Annotated in this window: 14 protein-coding genes; 6 read left to right on the forward strand and 8 right to left on the reverse strand. The window is 60.0% G+C overall.

Going from position 1 to position 13,853, the window contains the following annotated elements:
- The first annotated feature begins 12 nt into the window (after positions 1 to 12).
- Together ACUY2Y_RS00185 and ACUY2Y_RS00190 are read left to right on the forward strand one after the other, a co-directional pair.
- Complete coding sequence (locus ACUY2Y_RS00185; RefSeq protein ID WP_448324310.1) at positions 13 to 612, forward strand: hypothetical protein; 600 nt, start codon at positions 13 to 15, stop codon at positions 610 to 612.
- Between the two features lie 62 nt (positions 613 to 674).
- Positions 675 to 1,979, forward strand: coding sequence for an IS1096 element passenger TnpR family protein (locus tag ACUY2Y_RS00190; RefSeq protein WP_448324311.1), 1,305 nt, complete (start codon positions 675 to 677; stop codon positions 1,977 to 1,979).
- Here ACUY2Y_RS00190 and ACUY2Y_RS00195 read toward each other — a convergent pair.
- Genes ACUY2Y_RS00195 through leuS form a run of 4 tightly spaced genes read right to left on the reverse strand, consistent with a single transcriptional unit; the run spans position 1,976 to position 6,114 of the window.
- Positions 1,976 to 2,305 (reverse strand): DUF202 domain-containing protein, encoded by a 330-nt coding sequence (locus ACUY2Y_RS00195; protein ID WP_448324312.1) that lies wholly within the window; start codon positions 2,303 to 2,305, stop codon positions 1,976 to 1,978. The genes ACUY2Y_RS00190 and ACUY2Y_RS00195 overlap by 4 nt on opposite strands.
- A 28-nt stretch (positions 2,306 to 2,333) precedes the next feature.
- Positions 2,334 to 2,696 (reverse strand): YidH family protein, encoded by a 363-nt coding sequence (locus tag ACUY2Y_RS00200; protein WP_448324313.1) that lies wholly within the window; start codon positions 2,694 to 2,696, stop codon positions 2,334 to 2,336.
- A gap of 21 nt (positions 2,697 to 2,717) precedes the next feature.
- On the reverse strand, positions 2,718 to 3,233 hold the full coding sequence (locus tag ACUY2Y_RS00205; protein WP_349236956.1) for a VanZ family protein: 516 nt from the start codon (positions 3,231 to 3,233) through the stop codon (positions 2,718 to 2,720).
- Between the two features lie 22 nt (positions 3,234 to 3,255).
- Complete coding sequence (leuS, locus tag ACUY2Y_RS00210) at positions 3,256 to 6,114, reverse strand: leucine--tRNA ligase (protein ID WP_448324314.1); 2,859 nt, start codon at positions 6,112 to 6,114, stop codon at positions 3,256 to 3,258.
- A 135-nt stretch (positions 6,115 to 6,249) separates the two neighbouring features.
- Between leuS and ACUY2Y_RS00215 the strand changes: the two genes are divergently transcribed.
- The 3 genes from ACUY2Y_RS00215 to ACUY2Y_RS00225 are packed head-to-tail and all read left to right on the forward strand — an operon-like array spanning position 6,250 to position 9,169.
- On the forward strand, positions 6,250 to 7,302 hold the full coding sequence (locus ACUY2Y_RS00215; protein ID WP_448324315.1) for a TRAP transporter substrate-binding protein: 1,053 nt from the start codon (positions 6,250 to 6,252) through the stop codon (positions 7,300 to 7,302).
- The gene (locus tag ACUY2Y_RS00220) at positions 7,299 to 7,874 is read left to right on the forward strand and encodes a TRAP transporter small permease (RefSeq protein ID WP_448324316.1); all 576 of its coding nucleotides are present in this window, start codon (positions 7,299 to 7,301) and stop codon (positions 7,872 to 7,874) included. The genes ACUY2Y_RS00215 and ACUY2Y_RS00220 overlap by 4 nt, the downstream gene beginning before the upstream one ends.
- Before the next feature lie 2 nt (positions 7,875 to 7,876).
- Positions 7,877 to 9,169, forward strand: a complete 1,293-nt coding sequence (locus tag ACUY2Y_RS00225; RefSeq protein ID WP_448324317.1) for a TRAP transporter large permease — start codon at positions 7,877 to 7,879, stop codon at positions 9,167 to 9,169.
- A 156-nt stretch (positions 9,170 to 9,325) separates the two neighbouring features.
- Here the strand turns inward: ACUY2Y_RS00225 and ACUY2Y_RS00230 are convergent, their stop codons facing one another.
- From ACUY2Y_RS00230 to ACUY2Y_RS00245, 4 genes are all read right to left on the reverse strand, one after another.
- Positions 9,326 to 9,853 carry a flavodoxin domain-containing protein gene (locus ACUY2Y_RS00230; RefSeq protein WP_448324318.1) on the reverse strand — a complete coding sequence of 176 codons (528 nt, stop codon included), beginning with the start codon at positions 9,851 to 9,853 and terminating at the stop codon, positions 9,326 to 9,328.
- 31 nt (positions 9,854 to 9,884) lie between these two features.
- On the reverse strand, positions 9,885 to 10,415 hold the full coding sequence (locus tag ACUY2Y_RS00235) for a flavodoxin domain-containing protein (RefSeq protein ID WP_448324319.1): 531 nt from the start codon (positions 10,413 to 10,415) through the stop codon (positions 9,885 to 9,887).
- 20 nt (positions 10,416 to 10,435) lie between these two features.
- Complete coding sequence (locus ACUY2Y_RS00240) at positions 10,436 to 11,881, reverse strand: DUF5129 domain-containing protein (protein ID WP_448324320.1); 1,446 nt, start codon at positions 11,879 to 11,881, stop codon at positions 10,436 to 10,438.
- Positions 11,882 to 11,990: 109 nt separating this feature from the next.
- The gene (locus ACUY2Y_RS00245) at positions 11,991 to 13,217 is read right to left on the reverse strand and encodes a dicarboxylate/amino acid:cation symporter (RefSeq protein WP_448324321.1); all 1,227 of its coding nucleotides are present in this window, start codon (positions 13,215 to 13,217) and stop codon (positions 11,991 to 11,993) included.
- 183 nt (positions 13,218 to 13,400) lie between these two features.
- Here ACUY2Y_RS00245 and ACUY2Y_RS00250 point away from each other — a divergent pair, with 183 nt between their 5' ends.
- Positions 13,401 to 13,832: an SdpI family protein gene (locus ACUY2Y_RS00250; RefSeq protein WP_448324322.1), complete on the forward strand. Its 432-nt coding sequence runs from the start codon at positions 13,401 to 13,403 to the stop codon at positions 13,830 to 13,832.
- The last annotated feature ends 21 nt before the right edge of the window (positions 13,833 to 13,853 follow it).

The raw sequence follows: 13,853 nt of genomic DNA on the forward strand, positions 1-13,853 counted from the left end.
AGCCTTTGGCTCATGACCACCCCGCAGGAACGTCGCCCCGGCGCGGCCGACGTTGATGTCCGCCCGCTCCCCATCGAACCGCACACCGGCCCGGGTGCATGGCATTCCATCGGCACTCTTCCCGCTGACGGTGCCACCGCCATCACATGGGAGTTCTCCGATAGCGAGAATGCGGGAGTGCTTTATCACGGGGCAGAGAACACCGAGCGACGCAGCGTTCTGCTAAGCCTTGACTCTGGCGATAATGGAGAGACTCAAGCTTCCAAGCAGGAGATTCCGGACTCGTTCACCCTCACCGGCTTCAATACTTCCGACGCCGGCGAGGCCCGCGTTTTCGCCGGATCCCTCTTCGGGCAAACGGGCCCGGTTGATCTCGGTGCTGATGTCATCGCCGCCGAATTGCGCATCCTCCCCCACGAGGAATTCGTCTTCGTCGTCAATCAGGACTACGCGCACGCGGTCTTGAACATCACCGGGGACGTGTACCTCGAAGATATTTCCTTGGCACCTGAGACTGTTGGTTTCACCCAGAAAGGCGTGAAGACTCTCCACATCATCAACGCCGGCGATGAACCGGCCTTGGCGGTCCTCCTCGGCGGCATTGTCGACTGAAGTAGACATCGTCCACTGTTTTCACCCCGCAATCGGTTTCATGGGGCCGTAAGCTGACAACCATGATCCTCACGCTGCTCATGTCTCTCGAAGGATCACGCCCGGAAATCTCGCGGCTGATCAATGTCGAAGACGACGTCCATCTCGGGGAATTCGCCCCCGTCATCGACGCCGCCTTCGGCTTTTCCGGCATGGCTACGCATCTCTACATGGGCACCAGCGATGGGGAACCGGTTCTGTATTCACCGAATCCGAGCGACGGCGAGCTCGATGAAGCCGATGTCACGCTCGGCGACATGGACTCAGTCACGTACGTCTACGACACATCCGCGAACTGGAATATCAAGCTCGAGATCCTCGGCATCACGGACGTTGACACTCCTTCGCCCATGCTTATCGACGTCCAGGGGCCCGATGTCATCGAGCCGTGCGGCGGCCCAGAACTCATGACGGCCTTTCACACCGAAGCTCGCCGTCTGTCCGCTGGTCTGAGCCCCGACATCAAGGTCTCCCCGCTGCTGTTGAGCTTCATGCCGGTAATGAGCCCCGAGCGCCTCATCCAGCGCCTTTCCCAAGCGGACCACACGACTGTTGCGGAACGCATCGCTTTCACCGCGGAGAGTCTCTTTCTCGATGCCACGGATGATTTCTCTGACCCTCCTAGTGCACCGGAGATGTCGAACGAATTTGATTCCTTCATGGATGAGCGCCCTGACCTGCAGCAGATCCTGTCGCTCGACCCGAATCCCGAGCGCAATCCGACACTGATCGCTGCACTTTCCGAGTTTTTCTCCGACCGCACCCCGGAAATATTGGAGGACACTCTCTACCCGTTCACCCGCATCGTCGCGAATATCCGGACGTTCATCTACCACTGCGAAGAACCCGTGCGCCTCACGGCCCGCGGCAAGTTGCGCTCACCAGACGTGCGCTCGCTTTCCGACGCCTTGAGCCTCAATGTCGCCCCCGGCAACCACCGCGAAGAAGCCGTTCCCGCCCTCGGTGCCCTGCGGACATTCCTGCAGTTCGCCGAGCTACTCGACACCAATGACGGCATGCTCGAGGCGAATGAGGATGCTCTTGACTTAGCCACAAGCCCTGAAGCGGTGCTTTATATGTTCGAGGAAGAGTTCTACCGCTTCTGCGCCATGAAGCATGATGACGACGGTGAACAGGTCCTCACGTGGGCTGCGAATAAGGCCGGCTTGGGCATCCCGCCTGTCTTTCTCACCCCACCGAAAGACCCGTCTTTCACGGTGAATTTGCTCATTGCGCTCGGCATTTACGAGCCCGCATCCACCGCCACTGACCCGGTGCTCACCGAGCCCGGCAGGGGAGTGCTCTCCATCCTTTTGGACTTGGACTAACCCGCCACCACGAGGTACAAGCCCAGTCCGCCGAGCACTGCCATTCCTAAAGTAATTCCGAACACGCCGAAAACGTTCGCATCGACCTGCTCGTCGTTGATCCCTTGAGCTTCCGCTCTGTACCCTGCGCGATTGCGCCCGATGATCAGTAGAGAGAGCACCGCCAGCAATCCGATCGCTCCGAACACCAAAGCAGAATAATTATCCGACCAGCGCAGCAGCGTCAGCGAGCACACCATCATCGCTAGCGCCGTGCGCGTCCAGGCGAGCGCCGTCCTTTCCGGCTGCAGTCCGGCGTCCGCGACGGGAATATTGGTCGTCCCCATCTCTCATGTCACCCCCGCCCTTTAGAGTCTAGAAGAATGCGATCAGGACGATGACGCTAGCCAATCCGATGCCCAACCCCAGCACCGGGACGATCGCCGGGGCCGGTAGCGGACGCTCATGACGTAGCGAGCGTTCAATACGAATCCACCGAACTGCCGCACCGAGCGCAATGGCCATACCCACGAGAATCAGAGTGATGGCCGCGACTCCACGCCATGCTTCATCGAAATCGGGAAAAGCGAAAGCCTCGAGCGCGATTCCTCCCGCGAGAAAAGCGAGCGCCGTGCGCGTCCACGCCAGAAATGTCCGCTCATTAGCGAGGGTGAACCGCGGGTCGGGCTCTGTTCCGGTAGGGAACACAGTGCGGGTAAACCAGCCACGTTCGCTCATAGCCCACAGTCTAGAGATGCCCTAGAGCTCCTTCACCTTGCTCGGATCCCCAAGACTGTCACCAGCGAGAACGAGGCCGATGAACACCGCTACGGCAATGAACGTGAGCCCAACCCACACGCGATGGAATTTCGGCCCGCACCACCGGGCAATCGTCGCTCCCACGAACGCGCCGAGGGTGTTCATGATGAAGTCATCCACATCGGTGTAGCCGAGCTGTGCGAAGAACTGCGTTGCTTCGATCGCCAGACTGAATGCTCCACCGATGATCGTCGCCCACTTCACCCGATCGGTAATCACATACAGCAGCAACCCGATCGGAATGAAGAACGCGAGATTTCCGCCATACCCGAACAATGGGGCGAACCATGAAGATGCGGTGAAGACCTCATGGAAGGGGATGAATGAGTGGCCGACGAAGGGCTGCTTCGCCGGGTCCCACAAATAGCCGATGCGGAAGAACTGCTTCAGCATCGTCAGTGAGACGATCACTCCTGAATAGGCGAGTAGCGCACCGACGGCCGCACCTCGGGTCACGCGCTGCTTCGCCCGCATTCTTTTATTTCACCACCAGGTTCACCATGCGGCCGGGCACCACGATGGTCTTGACCAGGTTCTTTCCTTCGATCAAACCTGCCACGCGCTCGTCGGCAAGCGCGATGCTTTCGATCTCGTCCTTCGCTGCCTCCGCCGGAACATCGACGCGCGCCCGCACCTTCCCGTTGATCTGCACAGGGATCTCGACGGTGTCGTCGACAAGCAAGCTCTCATCGAAGGTCGGAAACGGCTCGAACGTGATCGTGCCCCCGTGGCCGAGTCGTGCCCACAGCTCTTCCGCAATGTGCGGGGCGACGGGGGAGACCATCTGCACGAGCGGTTCGACTGTTTCACGTGAAACATTGCCGCCGTTCTTCTGCTCGCGCGCCTTCGTCAGATAGTTGACGTACTCAATGAGTTTGGCGACCACCGTGTTATCGCGGAGGTGCTCGTAATCGTCGCGCACGCCCGCGATTGTGCGGTGGAGCTGCTTCGCATCCTCGTCACTCATCGGCTCATCGCTGACGGTGACTTCGCTGGTCTCCTCGTTGACGATCAAGCGCCACAAGCGCTGCAGGAAGCGATGCGCACCCACGACATCCTTCGTGGCCCACGGACGCGAGGTATCCAACGGACCCATCGACATCTCGTACACGCGCAGCGTATCGGCGCCGAACTCCTGCGCGATGTCATCCGGAGCTACGGCATTCTTCAGGGACTTGCCCATCTTGCCGTACTCCTGCTTGACCTCTTTACCGTTGTGGAAGAACTTCCCGTCCTTCTCCTCGACCTCGGCAGCCGGGACGTACACGCCACGGGAATCCGTGTAGGCATAAGCCTGGATATACCCCTGGTTGTAGAGGCGTCGGTACGGCTCCTTCGAGCTCACAAAGCCCAGGTCGAAGAGCACCTTGTGCCAGAAGCGCGCGTACAGCAGGTGCAGCACAGCGTGCTCGACACCACCGACATAAAGGTCGACACCGCCCGGGTCATTCGCGCCGTGCTTCTCCGGCTGCGGGCCGGTCCAGTACCGCTCATTTTCAATATCGCAGAATTTCTCCGCATTCGTCGGGTCGATGTAGCGCAGCTGGTACCAGGACGAACCCGCCCACTGCGGCATCACGTTCGTGTCACGGGCGTACTGCTTCTCGCCGTCGCCCAGATCGAGAGTCACATTCACCCACTCCGTGGCCTTCGCCAGCGGGGGAGAGGGCTCCGAATCCGCGTCATCCGGATCGAAGGAGACCGGGTTGTAGTCCTCCACATCCGGCAGCTCGACCGGCAGCATCGACTCCGGCAGCGCGTGGGCAACGCCGTTTTCGTCGTAGACGATCGGGAACGGCTCGCCCCAATAACGCTGACGCGCGAACAGCCAATCGCGGAGCTTGTACTGAATCCGCTCCTCACCAGCACCTTCGGCAACCAGCCACGCAATGGCTTTCTCGATCGACTCGTCTTTGCCCAGTCCGTTCAGGTCCAGACCGCGGTCATTCGCGGAGTTGATGTGCGGGCCGTCCTCCGTGAACGCCGCCTCATCGAGATTGCCGCCATCCAGCACCGGCACGATCGGCAGCCCGAAGACATTCGCGAATTCATAATCGCGCTCGTCGTGCGCCGGCACCGCCATGATCGCGCCAGTGCCGTAACCAGTCAAAACATAATCCGCGATGAAGACGGGCACCTGCTTGCCGTTCACCGGATTCGTGGCATATGCACCCAAGAAAACACCGGTCTTCTCCTTGTTCTCCTGGCGCTCAACATCAGATTTCGCCGCGATCGCGCGCTTATATGCGTCCACAGCAGCCTGCGGCGTCGCTTCGCCATAGGTCCATCGCTTATCGACGTCCGCCGGGTAGGCATCCGCCACCAGCTTCTCCACCAGCTCGTGCTCCGGCGCGAGCACCATGTATGTGGCGCCGAACAGGGTGTCCGGTCGCGTGGTGAACACGTCAATCGGACCGGCATCCGACTGGAAGGACACCTCCGCACCGCGGGACCGGCCGATCCAGTTGCGCTGCATAGCCTTGACCTTGTCGGGCCAATCCAGCACCTCGAGGTCATCCAACAAGCGGTCCGAGTACGCGGTGATGCGCATCATCCACTGGCGCAGACGCTTACGGAACACGGGGTAGTTGCCGCGCTCAGAACGGCCCTCGGCGGTGACCTCCTCGTTGGCCAGCACCGTGCCCAGGCCTGGGCACCAGTTGACCATGGAGTCGGAGAGGTAGACGAGGCGGAACTCGTCGATAGCCTTCTGCTGCTCCGCCGGATCGAGCTCGGCGTACACACGGCCGTCCTTAGTGGTGCGCTTTCCGGCCTCGAGCTCGTCGATAAGCTCCGCAATCGGACGTGCCTTTTGCTGCTCCTCATCGAACCAGGAATTGAAGATCTGCAGGAAGATCCACTGCGTCCAGCGGTAGAACTCCGGGTCGGTCGTCGCGACCGAGCGTCGGCGGTCGTGCCCGAGCCCCAATGCGTCGAGCTGGCGAGTCATATTCTCGATATTCGCCATCGTCGTCGCCCGGGGGTGCGTGCCCGTCTGGATGGCGTACTGCTCAGCCGGCAGCCCGAAGGCGTCGTAGCCGAGCGTGTGCAGAACATTCTTGCCCAGCATTCGGTTGTAGCGCGCAAAGACATCCGTGGCGATGTAGCCCAGCGGGTGTCCCACATGCAGACCTGCCCCGGAGGGGTAGGGGAACATGTCCTGGACGTTGAGCTTGTCCGCTGGCAGCTCCTTCGCATCTGAATCAGACGCTAGAGGGCCGACGGGGTTCGGGGCGTTGAACGTCCCGTTATCGATCCAGTACTTCTGCCATTTCTGTTCAATCTCGTTGGCAATGCCCGCCGAGTAGCGGAACGCCGGTCCAGTAGCGCTAGTCATGGTTAGCCAGTGTAGTAGTTGCCCTGACCGTGTTCCGCAGGACCATTTCCTGAAATGACCCACGACACGTTCTGCCCAGCAGTATGATGTCGGACACACTCGCTTTCGTTTTGCTCTACTAACTAAAGGTGGGTCATGCAGGTACCGGTACGCGGTAGAAAAACCATTGTTCTCAGCTTCTTATTGTCTTTAGGGGTGGTAGCCACCGGCTGCTCGGCACCCGCGGAACGCACGGAAATCATCCGTCTCGCAGACAGCTACTCTCCAAAACACCCCTTCTCTGTCCACGGCACCGCGATCTTCATGGACGCCATGGAACAGGAAGGCCTTGAATTCGAATATTTCCCAGCAGGGCAGATGGGCAATGCCCGCGATTTAGCGAATATGGTCCGCACCAATGTCGTTGATGTCGCCCCAGCTAGTGCTGCATATTTGGAAGATCAGTTTCCCTTGACCAGTGTGTCTGATCTCCCCGGCACAACCAATAACGCCTGTGTCGCTGCCCGGGCGCTGATGAAACTGCTGCAACCCGGCGGCCTGCTCTACGAGGAAGAGTACGGCCCCCGCGGCATGCGGCCATTGTGGGTCAATATCGTCCCGAATTACGAAATCATGACCACGGACAAAGAGATCCGCGTGCCAGCGGATGTCGAAGGCCTGCTCCTGCGTTCCTCCGGCGGCTCTCTCGACGTGACCACAACACAGCTCGGTGCAGCTGCTGTGAGTATGCCGGCGAGCGACATTTACGAAGCCCTCACACGCAAGACTGTCGACGGTCTCACGTTCTCTCTTTTGAGCGCCGCTTCCTATGACCTCGGCACCGTGGCGAAGCACAGCACTGAAGGCCTCAACCTCGGCGCTGTCGGCATTCCTTTCGTCATCTCCGAGGAGAAATGGCAGCAATTCAGCCCTGAAGTGCAGGAGAAACTCCTGGCTGCGGGCAATGACGCGAACGAGTCTCTCTGCCAGAACGTCGTGAATTCCCGCGATGAGTTCAAGGCGAGCCTCGAGGAGGGAGGAATGACTTTCCATCCTCTCACCCCTGAAGAGACCGCCCAGTGGGACGAGCTTTTGACCGACATCAAGACCACATGGGCCGAGTCCTTGGATGACGCAGGAAAGCCAGGAACGGAAGTGCTTGAAGCCTACGAAGAAGAACTCGCTAAGCAGGAAGGAGCGCTTTCATGAGCACCGTGATCACTCGAAACCAGCCGCCCGTCATCCGGGCCATCCGCAAAGGCATTGTCCGCGCCTCCGTCTGGATCGCCTCCATTTGCACAGCGATCGCCGCCCTCGTCATGACTTTAGAGGCAGCCCTGCGGTACATCTCCGGCAATCCGCTGGGCTGGAATATCTCTCTCATCGAGTCTTTCCTGCTTCCCGCTATCGTCTTCCTCGGTTTGCCGTGGGCGTACCACGAGGGAGCTCATGTGCGTGCGGAACTGGTCTACGACCGTCTCGGGCCACGCTTAAGGAAATTCTGCCGCGGCCTGTCCGACACGGTGATGGTCCTCGGCTCCGTCTTTCTCATTTGCGCAGGTGTTGCCGCCGCATACTACTTCTTTCAGATCGGCGCGAAACCGCCACCGTTGTCCTCAGCAGTTCCGATTCCGACCTGGATCACGTACAGCCTCATGCCCGTGGGCGTCGCGGCTTCCCTCGTGGTGGCATTGATTGATGTCGTCTTCGGCACCGATCCCGACAGCGAGCCCCATGTGGATCGTGTGGCAGTGCCTTCCGACGCGAATGAGGTGATTTAAAAGTGTTGGCTCTCGCAATCACTGTCCTTCTTCTCGGTCTAATCCTGCTGCGCGTTCCCATCACATTCGCGATCATTTTCAGCGGCCTCGTCGGCTTGATCATCCATGGGGGATGGGAGCTTACCTTTGGGGCAGTGCAAACTCTCCCGCAGTCCGCGATCTCCAAAAACGCCCTCGCCGCCATTCCACTGTTCATCCTGATGGCCCAGTTCGTACTGAAGAGCGGGTACCTCAAAGATCTCTTCGACGCCGCCCAGGTAATCATCGGACGCATCCGCGGCGGTACCGCATTCGCAGCTATCGGAGCCGGTGCCATCTTCGCGAGCGTGTCCGGTTCCTCCACCGCCTCTGCGGCCACACTGGCCCACACCTCCGCGCAGCAACTCATCGACCAGGGTTACAGCGCACGCCTGTCTTCAGGCGCAGTGGCGGCAGCCGGCACTCTCGCCGCAATGATTCCCCCGAGCGTGTTGCTTGTCTTCTACGCCATCACCGCCGACCTTCCCGTCGGTCAAACCCTCGTTGCTGGTTTCGTGCCTGGCACGCTCGTCGCTGTGGCCCTGTGCCTTGCTGTCGTGGTGACGATGCTGATGCAGAATAAATCGGCACCTCCCGGCATACGGAGCACCTTCCCGGAGAAAATCAGCGCCAGTCTGCACGTCCTGCCGCTCTTCTTTCTCTTCCTCCTCGTCATCGGCCTTGTGTTCTTCGGCATCACCACCGCGACTGAGGCAGCCGGCGTCGGCGCCGTCGGCGCATTCCTCCTCATGGGTGTCCGCCGGCAGATCAACTGGAAGAACGTCTCCGATTCCTTCAAGGAGGCGCTGTCATCCACCACGATGATCCTCTCGATCATCTTTGCCGCTCACATATTCAGCCACTTCATCATCGAAACCCGAACGACCAACAAGATCGTCGATACGCTTTCCGGTCTTCCCGTCGCCCCGTTGGTTGTCGTCGGCTTCATTGCCATCGGTTACCTGATCCTCGGATTCTTCATGGACCAGATGGCCATCATCGCCCTGACGGTCCCCGTCACCCTCCCGGTCGTTACGGCGCTCGGTTTCGATCCCATCTGGTTCGGCGTCGTGGTGATCCTCATGGCGGAGATCGGTTTGATCACTCCGCCGCTCGGGCTCAACGTCTTCGTCGTCGCCCGCTCGGTACGCATTCGGGTTGAAGAAGTATTCGTAGGTGCCGCACCTTTCGCTCTCGCGATCCTCCTCGTCGCCACCCTGCTCTTCTTCGTGCCCGACATGGTCATGTTCCTGCCCAACTTCATGGCGAGTAGCTAACTCACTGTTTCACGTGAAACGCTCCAGCTGGAGTGGTTCACTCAATATTGGGCGCAATCAATTGGTTCAGATATCCACAAACAGCAAACAGCCGCGGACCGTAACTGGCACCGCGGTTGTTTCACGTGAAACACGTGATGGGGGAGGAAGCGAGATTTAGCCGTCGAGCCACTCCACGATCTCGTCGAGCCGGTTCAGATCAACGCGGTCGATTCCTTCGCCGAAGGTGTCGATCAGCATCTGCTCATTCGCCGACGGTTCGTCCTTCTCCCTGAACTTGTCGATGCGGGACTCGAGGATGGCGTAGTGCTCAGGCTCGAGTTCGGAGTAATTGATACGACCGGGAAGGTACACGCGCTTCACCTGGTCGGCCAGGTCGCCGAGGATATTGCCTGCCTGATCGAGTTCCGCATTGACGCCATCGAGTGCCATGCCGACTGCCGCGAGGCACACTTTGCGGTTCTCAACGACCTCCGCGCCCAGCTCATTCAAGAATTTCGCGCCGCGGATGAAAGAGCCGTGGACGGGGGAGAAGACGACGATGGGGTCATTGGAGGAGGCGTCGATAAGCTCTGCACTCTGCTCGTCGATTTCGTGGGCCTCGACTCCAAGCCGCTCCGCGAGTGCGTCGGCGTACTGCTTGTTGGATCCGTAGAGGGTGGCATAGAAGATGTTGGTGCTCATGCCTCTACGCTACCCCGATCCCCGCCGGAGACTATGTGTTGTTGCCCACCCACTCGGCAACAGGTGCGAGGTTGTTGAAGTCGACTCGGTCCACATCCTGGCCGAACGTGTCGACCATCATTTTCTCGTTCTCGCCCTTCGCGCCCGTTATTTTGAGTCCCCATACAACGCTTTTCATCATGCCCCGGTGCTTGCGGCTCAACTCGGAATAGTTCAGTCGCCCGGGCAGGTAGAAACGGTCAATGTATCCCGCGCGATCGCCCAGGAGCTTGCCGACCGGATCCTGGTCGTATGCGACGTGCTCGAGGGTCATGCCGACGGTGGCGAGAGCAATGGGGCGGCTTGTCACCACGGCATCGGGAAGCTTCTTGATGAGCTTCACTCCCGGGTGGGTCGGCCCGTGAATGGGGGAGAGGATGATAACGGGGTCGGCACTTGAGCCGTCGATAAGCGATGCACTGTTGTCGCCGATCTCTTGCGCGCTCACGCCGAAGCGTGCGGCGAGTGCGTCAGCATACTGCTTCGTCGAGCCGTAGTAGCTGGCATAAAGAACCGAGACCATGACTCAATTCTAGTCCGAAACTAGAACGACGAGGAGCTTCCCGCAGCGGAGAAGCCGGAGGAGGCAACGCCGGCGGATGTTCCGCTGCTCGAGGTCTGCGATTGGTGGGTCTCCACATTGCTCGTGTGCCAGTCGTTCATGACCACGAACGGGACGTAGCCGTAGTAGTTGTACCCGCTGTCGTAAATAGCGGGCTTGCGCAGTGGCTCGTATTCCTTGACGTCGGAGAATTCGCGCTTCTTCACTTGGTCCAGAAGCAGGCGGTAGTCACCGAGGATGCGCACGAAGTCTTCGACGAACGTGGGGGATCCCGGATTGTGGTCGAGCTGGTCGATACGGTGGCCGAGCTGCTCGAGGTCGCGCTTCAGCTGCCCATCTTTGACCGTCTGCTTGGCGATGATGACGTCCTCGCGGAGATCGGTGAGCGCTGTGCGACGAGACGCGGCATCGCCCTGCTCGATCTCGAAGAGGCGGTTGATATTGTCCTCGGCATTGGAGACGTGCTCGACAGACTCGGCTGCCTTGCGGAGTTTCTTGTGGTTGCGCAGCGCCTCCTTGTCGTCGTCGATCTTGATATCGCCAATGCCGCCGGCACCGCTGACCGCCTCGTGATAACCGAAGAAGGTGTCGCGCACCTCGCCCCACTGCTTGCGCAGCTCCGCATCGGCGAATGCCGAGGAGACGGAATTGGCGCGAATATCGATCTCGTTGAGACGCCCGGCAAGCGATGCGTACTCCGTCGTCACCGCGTTGTAATCCTTGCGCGCCTGGGCGATCTTCTTGCGGCGGCTGTTCGAGATACCGAACCCGGTCACTGCACCAGCGGTGCCCAAGCCCAAGCCACCGAACCCGAGACCGAACATCGCGTCACCCCGCGAGCTTTTGGCATCCTCCACCGAATAGTTGGCAGCGGCTTCGGTGTCCAGTGCGGTTTTCGCAGCCGCAAAGAGGCCAGCAGGAATATTGTTGTCGCTGACGCCCGGTTTCATGGCGTCGAGTACCAGGTAATCACGCTGACCGTGGTCGACCTTCAGCTGCGCGGCCACATCATCGCCGTAATATCCGAAAGCTCGACGCGGGTCGAGTCCCACACCGATGATCATGGTGCCGTCGGCAAAACGGTTGTCCTCGTTTTCCGCGTTGCCGATCATCTCTGGGTACGTATCGCGGACGTATTCCTCAACGGTGTCGAGAATATTCTCGTGGTTGGTGGCGAAGACCATGTAGTGGAGATCCTTGACCACGGCTGGGGTGTCGAGGCGCTCGGCATCCTTGATCATGCGCTCCTCATCCTCAGCAGAGAGCACATCGTCCGGATCGTCAATAGTCACCTGCGGGGCGACACCCTGCTCGACGGCGACCTCGTCCGCCTCAGGGATGTCAGTGGTGGCGTACCCCGCAGCTGCTCCACCGGCCGCCAATGCAGCCGCAATGCCGATAGTTGCCATGATCTGCTTGCCGTTCATGGCCACATGATAGCGCCGCCATGGAAGCACGTGGGGCAAGGGAAAGAGCATAAAGAACAGCCCATGTTTCACGTGAAACATGGGCTCGCGGGGGAGAGGGGGAGGAAGACTAGGCCACGGTGGCGTCGTCAAGCTCCTTGCTCTCGCCCCCGTTATGGCCTTCGATCTTGCCGGACGCGAAGCGGTTGAGCACCAGCGCGATGGCGCCGTCGCCCGTCACGTTGGCTGCGGTGCCGAAGGAGTCGACGACGATGTAAGCGGCGATCATGAGCGCGACCATCTCGTCGTTGAAGCCGAGCATGGATGAGAGCAAGCCGGTCGCGGCCATGATGGCGCCGCCAGGGACACCAGGCGCGGCGATCATCATGATGCCCAGCAGCAAAATGAAGCCGAGGTAGAGACTCCACGGGACATCGAGGCCGCCCATGTAAATGACCGCAAAGGCGTACAGGCCGATCTTCATCATGGAACCGGACAGGTGGATCGTCGCGCAGAGCGGAACCACGAAGCCGGCGACATTCTCGTCGACCTTATTGTTCAGCGTGGAACGCAGCGTGACCGGAATGGACGCGGCAGACGAGGACGTGCCCAGAGCGGTGAAGTAGGCCGGCAGCATATTGCGCAGGGCCGTGAACGGGTTGACACCCGCGACCGCACCGGCGATGAGGTACTGGATAACGAGCAGGACGATCGTCATGACCACGGAGAGCAAAAGCACCTTGCCGAATGCGGCCATCGTGGAGCCCATGTTCTCGTTCATGCCCAGGTTCAGGAAGATGCCGAAGATGAACAGCGGCAGCAGCGGAATCACGAACGATGTGACCACCTTCATGATGGCGCCCTCGAGCTCCGTGGCCACTTTGTACATGGTGTCAGATTTGACCGCCGTCATTGCCAAGCCGATGCAGAACGCGAGCACCAGTGCAGTCATCACTTCGAATGGAGCCGGGATCTCAACCTCGAAGAAGGGGGAGAGGCCCCCGGCGTCGACATCGTCGACATCGGTGACGAGCGTCTGGTCGCCGAGCAGCCACGGGTACAGAAACGCGGACAGACCCCAGGCGATCACACCGGAGATCACGGTCGAGCTGTAGGCGATGCCTGCGGTGATTCCCAGCCACTTGCCCGCGCCGCGACCGAGACCCGCAATCGCGGGAGTGATCAGCGCGAAAATAAGGACCGGGACGAAGAAGCCCAGGAAATTGGCGAAGAGCCCATTGAATGTGATGAAGATGCGGGCGAGCCACTCTGGAAAGAAGAAGCTGCAGCTGATGCCGAGCACGATGGCCACGACGATCCAGAACAACAGCGACCTCGTGATCGACTTGGTGTTCATGTTTTACCCTTTGCTCGGAGAGCCTGGCCCTGACGACCAGACGTAGGTACGGGAAATGAATAAGGCGGCACTGCACCTTATTAATTACTATTCTTCACGACACCTTCTCCCAGAGGAAATCCGCTGTTTCCCCTGGACCCCTGTTGTCTGCCTGGGAGCATGCGGAAAGTAGAATTGAGAATTATGACTGGCGTGGTTATCGGTGTTGTTTTCATTGTCTTTGCGCTCGCACTCCTCATCCCGGGTCTGCTTGCTGCGCTGGGGCGTTTGCCCGGCAATAACGTGATCGGACTCCACGTGCCGGAGGTGCGCAAGGACGAAGAGATTTGGGTCCAGGCGCACAAGGTCGTCGGCCCGTATTTGATTCTCGGCGGACTGGCCCTCGCATTCGGCGCCGCATTTGCATTCATCGCCGAAGGATGGCTGTGGGCAGGTCCGATCGTTCTCGCGCTCATTGCCATCGCCGCCATCGCCGCAGCGGGCAACCAGGGGGCACATGCGGCGCGAGTCTTCAGCCAGGCCAAGGAAGGCGAAGCGGAGGCCGATTCCGAACCGGCACCGCAAGTCGATCTCGGAGCTCTCCGAAACGCCGCCCGGCGGGCGGACGACAGGTAGTCTCTCATTTCAGAAAGGAGG

The organism is Corynebacterium sp. 20-84 (assembly GCF_053479455.1).

Coding starts and splice junctions, on each gene's coding strand:
- ACUY2Y_RS00185 (WP_448324310.1), top strand. CDS start 13: ATGACCACCCCGCAGGAACGTCGCCCCGGCGCGGCCGACGTTGATGTC.
- ACUY2Y_RS00245 (WP_448324321.1), bottom strand. CDS start 13,217: ATGAACACCAAGTCGATCACGAGGTCGCTGTTGTTCTGGATCGTCGTG.
- ACUY2Y_RS00230 (WP_448324318.1), bottom strand. CDS start 9,853: ATGAGCACCAACATCTTCTATGCCACCCTCTACGGATCCAACAAGCAG.
- ACUY2Y_RS00190 (WP_448324311.1), top strand. CDS start 675: ATGATCCTCACGCTGCTCATGTCTCTCGAAGGATCACGCCCGGAAATC.
- ACUY2Y_RS00235 (WP_448324319.1), bottom strand. CDS start 10,415: ATGGTCTCGGTTCTTTATGCCAGCTACTACGGCTCGACGAAGCAGTAT.
- ACUY2Y_RS00200 (WP_448324313.1), bottom strand. CDS start 2,696: ATGAGCGAACGTGGCTGGTTTACCCGCACTGTGTTCCCTACCGGAACA.
- ACUY2Y_RS00220 (WP_448324316.1), top strand. CDS start 7,299: ATGAGCACCGTGATCACTCGAAACCAGCCGCCCGTCATCCGGGCCATC.
- ACUY2Y_RS00250 (WP_448324322.1), top strand. CDS start 13,401: ATGACTGGCGTGGTTATCGGTGTTGTTTTCATTGTCTTTGCGCTCGCA.
- ACUY2Y_RS00215 (WP_448324315.1), top strand. CDS start 6,250: ATGCAGGTACCGGTACGCGGTAGAAAAACCATTGTTCTCAGCTTCTTA.
- ACUY2Y_RS00240 (WP_448324320.1), bottom strand. CDS start 11,881: ATGAACGGCAAGCAGATCATGGCAACTATCGGCATTGCGGCTGCATTG.
- ACUY2Y_RS00195 (WP_448324312.1), bottom strand. CDS start 2,305: ATGGGGACGACCAATATTCCCGTCGCGGACGCCGGACTGCAGCCGGAA.
- leuS (WP_448324314.1), bottom strand. CDS start 6,114: ATGACTAGCGCTACTGGACCGGCGTTCCGCTACTCGGCGGGCATTGCC.